At 42.5% G+C, this 6,405-nt stretch carries 7 protein-coding genes; 1 reads left to right on the top strand and 6 read right to left on the bottom strand.

What is annotated here, in order from left to right:
- Nucleotides 1-3: 3 nt before the first annotated feature.
- The 3 genes from OSH00_RS15060 to OSH00_RS15070 are packed head-to-tail and all read right to left on the bottom strand — an operon-like array spanning nucleotide 4 to nucleotide 1,596.
- The gene (locus OSH00_RS15060; protein WP_266131120.1) at nucleotides 4-273 is read right to left on the bottom strand and encodes an MmoB/DmpM family protein; all 270 of its coding nucleotides are present in this window, start codon (nucleotides 271-273) and stop codon (nucleotides 4-6) included.
- 12 nt (nucleotides 274-285) lie between these two features.
- Entirely contained in the window at nucleotides 286-1,287 is a 1,002-nt protein-coding gene (locus tag OSH00_RS15065) for an aromatic/alkene monooxygenase hydroxylase subunit beta (protein WP_266131121.1), read from the bottom strand.
- A gap of 18 nt (nucleotides 1,288-1,305) precedes the next feature.
- Nucleotides 1,306-1,596 carry a phenol hydroxylase subunit gene (locus OSH00_RS15070; RefSeq protein ID WP_266131130.1) on the bottom strand — a complete coding sequence of 97 codons (291 nt, stop codon included), beginning with the start codon at nucleotides 1,594-1,596 and terminating at the stop codon, nucleotides 1,306-1,308.
- A gap of 415 nt (nucleotides 1,597-2,011) precedes the next feature.
- On the opposite strand from OSH00_RS15070, the gene mobR reads away from it, so the two are divergent.
- A complete protein-coding gene (gene mobR, locus OSH00_RS15075) occupies nucleotides 2,012-3,694 on the top strand; it encodes a phenol degradation transcriptional regulator MobR (protein WP_266131122.1) in 1,683 nt (560 codons plus the stop codon).
- A gap of 205 nt (nucleotides 3,695-3,899) precedes the next feature.
- On the opposite strand, the gene pcaD is transcribed toward mobR, so the two are convergent.
- The 3 genes from pcaD to OSH00_RS15090 all read right to left on the bottom strand — a co-directional run.
- A complete protein-coding gene (pcaD, locus tag OSH00_RS15080) occupies nucleotides 3,900-4,679 on the bottom strand; it encodes a 3-oxoadipate enol-lactonase (protein ID WP_266131123.1) in 780 nt (259 codons plus the stop codon).
- 86 nt (nucleotides 4,680-4,765) lie between these two features.
- Nucleotides 4,766-5,971, bottom strand: coding sequence for a 3-oxoadipyl-CoA thiolase (gene pcaF / locus OSH00_RS15085; RefSeq protein ID WP_266131124.1), 1,206 nt, complete (start codon nucleotides 5,969-5,971; stop codon nucleotides 4,766-4,768).
- Nucleotides 5,972-6,045: 74 nt separating this feature from the next.
- Nucleotides 6,046-6,405, bottom strand: a 360-nt coding sequence (locus OSH00_RS15090) for a CoA-transferase (RefSeq protein WP_277613842.1), incomplete at its 5' end; no start/stop codon positions are given.

Here is a 6,405-nt window from a genome sequence, read left to right on the forward strand (position 1 = left end):
GGCTTAATTCCATTTCAGGGTAAAGCTGTCATCGTCTTCTTCTACGTTGCCACCCAGTGTGATCATGTTGAGTTGCAGTTCTTGGATGTCCCAATCCTGTCCCAGTTTTTCCGAGACAGTTTCAGCTCGAACCACCAGAACGCCAGTACTTTCTACACGTATCATGGCGGGGAGGTATTGAATGCTTGCCTCAGGATTGTCCTGTTCAATGGCTTCAATGATGTAGCGCGAGGTGTCATTGTCTTGTAATGCTAAATAAACTTTAGAACTCATGATGGCTCTTCCTTATGCTGCTGAATCAACTAAAATCAAACCTGCCTTTTTACTGCGTTCTGAAAGGCTATGCAGTGCAGTATCAATATTTGAGTCAGGTAGTGCGATTTGTGCCCAACTTTTAAATGCCTGTTGAACATTCGGCAGGGTTTGGCTTATCCATGATTGAATTAAAGTTTTATTTTCTTCAGATTCTGAAATCGCTGTTTTTAAAACGCTGTCAGACCACTTGCGTAGATCAGTCAGGCAGTCTTTAGTAAATTCCGTCAGGATGGCGATATCACGTCCACCCTGTTCAACCAGCCATTGATCGAGCTGACCAAAAACCAGTTCTTGTAAGAAGGTGTCGATCAACAGATTTTGCAGGATATAAAGTTTAAACCAATCCTGTTCTGTCAGACTGTGTTCACAAAGTTTGCGCAAGGGTTGCCACATTTCATCATTCATCCAAGCCTGTTTTGCCTGCTGTAATGATTCATCTGTATTGCCATCGAGCAAAAGTCCTATACGGGAAATATATTGCGCCATGCCCAAACGGTCCATCGCTGCAAAAATACAGGCTTGGGTAATGACCGTGCCATAGCCATAAGCACTGCCTGACATCATGTGTAAGTTGGCCGTTTGTTCAACATAGCGAAATGGCAATAAACAAGTGATGATTTTTTGTTTGACGGCATCACTGAGGTTATCAACAAGTTGGCGTTTTTCAAAAAAGTTATAATTGCTTTCAGCCGTATCTTGCATGCGTGCGCGATGCTGTACATAAGCACCGTAGTAAAACTGGCGAGGGTCTTTAAATGCATACCAGTCCTGCATTTTCAATGCTGTATGGGTTTGATCATTTAAAGTCTTTTCAGGCTTCCACAATGGACGATAGTGAAAGTTGGTGGATGCCTGTACATCAAAACTGACTTCTTGATAACGAGTGGCAGGTTTTGTACCAAAGCGACGTTCAATATAAGCATAGGTTTGACGAATCGGTTCTAGATTGGATGTTTTAATCTCTAAAGTCATTTCATTCTCCTTTTCGACTTAAGCCTGATCATCGTGATCAGCATATTGGCGCGTATGATTGAGAACAGTCGGTTCAATGCCGTAGCGCCATTTATCTTCCTGTGCATCATTCCAAGCCTGTTGTTCCTCGGTCATTTCGATGACATGGTTAATTTCACAAAAATGCTGAAATGCCTGCTGGGGTAAAACCAATTCAACAAAAAGGCTTGGATCGTGAATCGCAAAATCAAATTCAACAAACTTGGCATTACGATCACCAGTAATGCGGATGTATTTCACCAGTGGGTGAGGGTGTGCAGCATCGACCATAGCGGGAATCCTTTTGATCAACATCAAAACAGCTTTGATGTAGAGCGTCATGCTCTTCAGATAGTTCGCCGTATCTATTCCAAAAGTCGTGCCAACTTTATTTCTTGTATAAAATACAGTGAGTTATAATTTTTATATTGGTCAAAAGAACGTTGGTAGATTGAAATTTTCATCAAATGATGAACACTGTTTCAAGCAGATTTCATCAAAACAATAAGTCCCATGTTGAACCCTCCTGTTGTCCAGTTTTTTATTTTTGAAGCAGGATTTTTTCAAACTACTGATATATATTAAAATTAATAAAATATACCTCTAAGGTATAAAAATATAAGAATAAGGTAGTAAAGCTTTTTAGTCGGAATTAGGTAATATCAAGGTTGCATTCACAAAAGACATATAGCCATGGATGGATATCATGCCCCAAGCCAAAAATGTGAAGGTATATAAGCAGATACTTGAGCAAAACAAAGATATTCAAGATCTTTTGGATAAAATCGTTTTTGATACGCGACATGGTCAAATCTGGTTTGATGAAAATCGTATGTTGCTGATGCATACCAGTATCATGGGCTTTTTAAGAAAAGATTTATTTCAGATGTTGGGTCTTGAAAGAACCAAACGTTTTTTTATCCGTTGTGGCTATCAGGCAGGTATGCGTGATGCGGAAGTGACCTCTAAACTTCGACCTAATTTAAATGAAGCTGAAGCTTTTATGGCTGGACCACAAATGCATGGGATCCGAGGCATGGTGCAGGTAGAGGTCAATGAATTGCATCTCAGTCATGATTTAAAGCAGTTTTATGCAGATTTTAATTGGCTGAACTCATTTGAAGCAGAAGTTCATCTGAGCGAGTTTGGTTCCTCCGATGAACCTGCCTGTTGGATGCTCTTGGGCTATGCTTGTGGTTATAGTAGTTATGTGATGGGACAGACCATTATCTATCAGGAAACACATTGTGTTGCCCAAGGTGATGAGCATTGTCGAATTATTGGTAAACCTTTAAGTGAATGGGAAAATGCTGATGAGTTGATACGTTTTATGTCGCCAGACCCGGTTTCTGATGAAATCATTGCTTTGCAGTCTGAACTCAATGAATTGAAAAAAAATATTTACACCGAAGCCGAAAGTGACTACACCATGTTCAATGCTGTAGGTGAATCAGTGGCTTATCGTAAGGTGTGTGATTTACTGAAAAAAGCAGCAGGCAGTAAAGTGGCTGTTTTATTGCAAGGTGAAACAGGTGTCGGCAAGGAAGCATTTGCTCGTGGTATCCATAATGCCAGTCAGCGTAAACTCCAACCTTTTATTGCAGTCAACTGTGCCTGTATTCCTCCAGATCTGATTGAGTCAGAACTTTTTGGCGTTGAAAAAGGTGCTTTTACTGGTGCGACCCATTCTCGAATGGGGAAATTTGAACGTGCTCATGGCGGAACAATTTTTCTGGATGAAGTCATCGAGCTTTCGCCGCGTGCACAAGCAGCCTTGTTAAGGATGTTACAAGAGGGGGAATTTGAACGGGTAGGGGACATTCGTACACGTCAAGTGGATGTCAGAATTGTCGCTGCAACCAATGAAGATTTGGAACAAGCTGTGAAAGATGGCAAGTTCAGAGCGGATTTATACTATCGCCTTAATATTTTTCCCGTCTTGATCCCACCTTTACGTGAGCGTAAAGAAGATATTCCTTTATTGGTCAATCATTTCTTGGCACGTTTTGAAAATATGTATGACAAAACCTTAAAAGGGTTAAGTGATAAAGCCAAAAGTTTTGTGATGAAATATGATTGGCCGGGCAATATTCGTGAATTAGAAAATTTGTTGGAACGTGCAACATTATTAACGGATCAGCAACAGGAAATAAAATTAGACAGTTTATTTCCACAACATCAGGAGACTGAAAGCATACATCAGTCGACAAGCATGAATGGAAATATCGAGGATTTATTGACTGACCATTTTTCCTTGGAACAATTTGAACAAGACATCATCCGTACCGCAATGGACAAAAGTCGCCAAAATGTCTCTGAAGCAGCGAGAATATTGGGGATCAGTCGGGCGACCTTGGACTATCGTTTAAAGAAAATTGATCTGAGATAAAACGCTTTTTCTGAGGATAACAGCATTACTTTGCAAAGGATGGTTAAAGTGATTGAGATACTCAGAATTAATTTAGCTTTCACATATTTAATCCTGTTGATTCAGGTTTCATTTTTGAAATATATCTTTGATCTTCGCAAAAAAATAAAAACCCAACTGAGTGAGTTTTTATTCAATACATAGATTTAAAGAAGATTCGAAATTATTATGAGACTAAAAAATCTGCCAATGCTTGATTGAATTGTTGCGGCTTTTCAACATTGGAAATATGAGATGCGTCAATCACAAAGAGCTGAGACTCAGGGATTTGATTTTGCATAAATTGGCCATCTACAACTGTCGTCACAGGATCTTGCGCACCAGCAATCACCAACACAGGTACAGTGATACGATCAATCTGAGTGGTTAAATCCGCTTTAGCCAAAGCCTCACAACAACTCGCATAACCCTCTGCGCTGCTAGCTGCAAGGTCGTTACTCATGGATTTTACAATTGCTGTTTGGCTTTGGATAAAGGGCTCAGTAAACCAACGAAGTGCTGCTGTTTCTGCAATTGGGGTTAAACCTTGTTTACGAACCAACTCGGCCCGTGATAACCAAGCCGATTCCTGACCAATTTTTGCAGCAGTATTGCAGATCACTACATGGTTAAATCGTTGCGGATGATGAATCGCTAACCATTGTCCTGTTAAGCCACCCATTGAAATCCCGCAAAAATCTGCCTTTTGGACATTGAGCTGATCCAATAAATGAATGACATCTTGACCCAACTGTTCAATGGAATAGGGTCCTTGTGGAGTGTTAGATCGCCCATGACCACGGGTGTCATAGACGATGACAAAATAATCTTTTTGAAAATGTTCAATTTGAGCCTGCCACATACTCAGCTGGGTGCCCAATGAATTGGAAAACACAAGGGCAGGTTGAGTCGGCTTGCCCCATGTTTGATAATGAATGACAGCATCATCTGACTGGAATGTTGGCATAGAAATTTATCCTTTGACCTATGCGATCATATCGAAACACCAGCAATGTTGATTGTTGGGGTACAGGTCGTTGTTTTAAATCAGAATTAAACGCGTTGAATAATCATGGCGATGCCTTGACCCACACCGATGCACATTGAGCACAGGGCATATTGTCCTTGGATCTGTTCAAGTTGGTTGAGCGCTGTGGTCACCAAGCGGGCACCTGATGCACCCAATGGATGACCCAATGCAATGGCGCCACCATTCGGATTGACCCTCGTATCATCATCGGCCAAGCCCAAATCACGCATCACCGCCAAAGCCTGTGCCGCAAAGGCTTCATTCAGCTCAATCACATCCATCTGCGCTAAACTCAGATTTGCCTGTTGAAGTAATTTCTTGATCGCTGGTGCAGGTGCAAAACCCATGATGCGAGGTTCTATGCCCACCGTCGTCGATGCAATGATTTTGGCGCGTGGTTTTAATTGATATTGTGTAACGGCTTGATCTGATGCGATCAGTAATGCAGCTGCACCGTCGTTAATTCCTGAAGCGTTGCCCGCGGTCACCGTACCTTCTGCTTTCACCACACCTTTTAATTTTTGCAAGGCTTGAAAGGTGGTAGATGCTCGCGGATGCTCATCTTGCTCCACCACCAATGCATCCCCCTTACGCTGAGGGATCGTCACAGCAACAATTTCCTGTTTAAAAAAGCCCTGTGCCTGTGCGGCTGCCGTACGTTGCTGACTGTTCAATGCAAACTGATCTTGATCAGCACGGTTGATGTTGAATTGCTCAGCCACATTTTCAGCCGTTTGTGGCATGGTTTCTACACCATACATGTCTTTTAGTTTTGGATTGATAAAGCGCCAACCCATGGTGGTGTCTTCAATCTTCTGGCTACGCCCAAAAGCACTCTCTGATTTTCCCATCACATAGGGTGCTCGACTCATGCTTTCCACACCACCTGCAATGATCAGATCGGCTTCGTCCGCTTTAATCGCCCGTGCTGCCATCGCAATCGCATCCAGTGAAGAACCACATAAACGATTGACGGTGGTTGCAGGCACTTCAACGGGTAACCCTGCCAATAATGCCGACATACGCCCCACATTTCGGTTGTCTTCACCTGCCTGATTGGCACAGCCATAAATCACATCATCGACTTGCTGCCAATCCACAGTCGGGTTGCGTTGCATCAAGGCTTGAATCGGCACTGCACCTAAATCATCCGCTCTTACAGCTGCAAGTCCACCGGCATAACGACCAAATGGAGTTCGAATGGCATCAATGATATAAGCATTTTTCATGTGTTTTTCCTTAAATAATCTCTCTTAAGAAGCAGTGCTTCTCACCCTTTTAAAGGGAAGTTAGGAGAAATTTATTATCCCTGTGTTACATCAACCAATTCAGCACCCGTCATCGACTGCAATTCTTCAAAGCTGAGACCCGCTACTTTTTCAATCACTTTTAAACCGTCTGGAGTAACATCAATCACACATAGATCGGTATAGATCCGGTCGACACATTTTTTGCCAGTCACGGGATAGGTCAGCTCAGCCACGATTTTGGGTTCGCCTTGTTTGGTGACATGGTCAGTGGTGATAAAGACTTTCTTGGCGCCGACTGCCAAATCCATCGCGCCACCCACCGCAGGGATTGCATCAGGTGCGCCTGTGTGCCAGTTGGCAAGATCACCATTTTCAGCAATTTGGAAGGCACCCAATACCGCAATGTCCAAGTG

Source organism: Acinetobacter nematophilus (assembly GCF_026344175.1).
In the GTDB taxonomy this organism is placed as follows: Bacteria; Pseudomonadota; Gammaproteobacteria; order Pseudomonadales; family Moraxellaceae; genus Acinetobacter; species Acinetobacter nematophilus.

Coding starts and splice junctions, on each gene's coding strand:
- OSH00_RS15060 (WP_266131120.1), bottom strand. CDS start 273: ATGAGTTCTAAAGTTTATTTAGCATTACAAGACAATGACACCTCGCGC.
- OSH00_RS15070 (WP_266131130.1), bottom strand. CDS start 1,596: ATGGTCGATGCTGCACACCCTCACCCACTGGTGAAATACATCCGCATT.
- pcaD (WP_266131123.1), bottom strand. CDS start 4,679: ATGCCAACATTCCAGTCAGATGATGCTGTCATTCATTATCAAACATGG.
- OSH00_RS15065 (WP_266131121.1), bottom strand. CDS start 1,287: ATGACTTTAGAGATTAAAACATCCAATCTAGAACCGATTCGTCAAACC.
- mobR (WP_266131122.1), top strand. CDS start 2,012: ATGCCCCAAGCCAAAAATGTGAAGGTATATAAGCAGATACTTGAGCAA.
- pcaF (WP_266131124.1), bottom strand. CDS start 5,971: ATGAAAAATGCTTATATCATTGATGCCATTCGAACTCCATTTGGTCGT.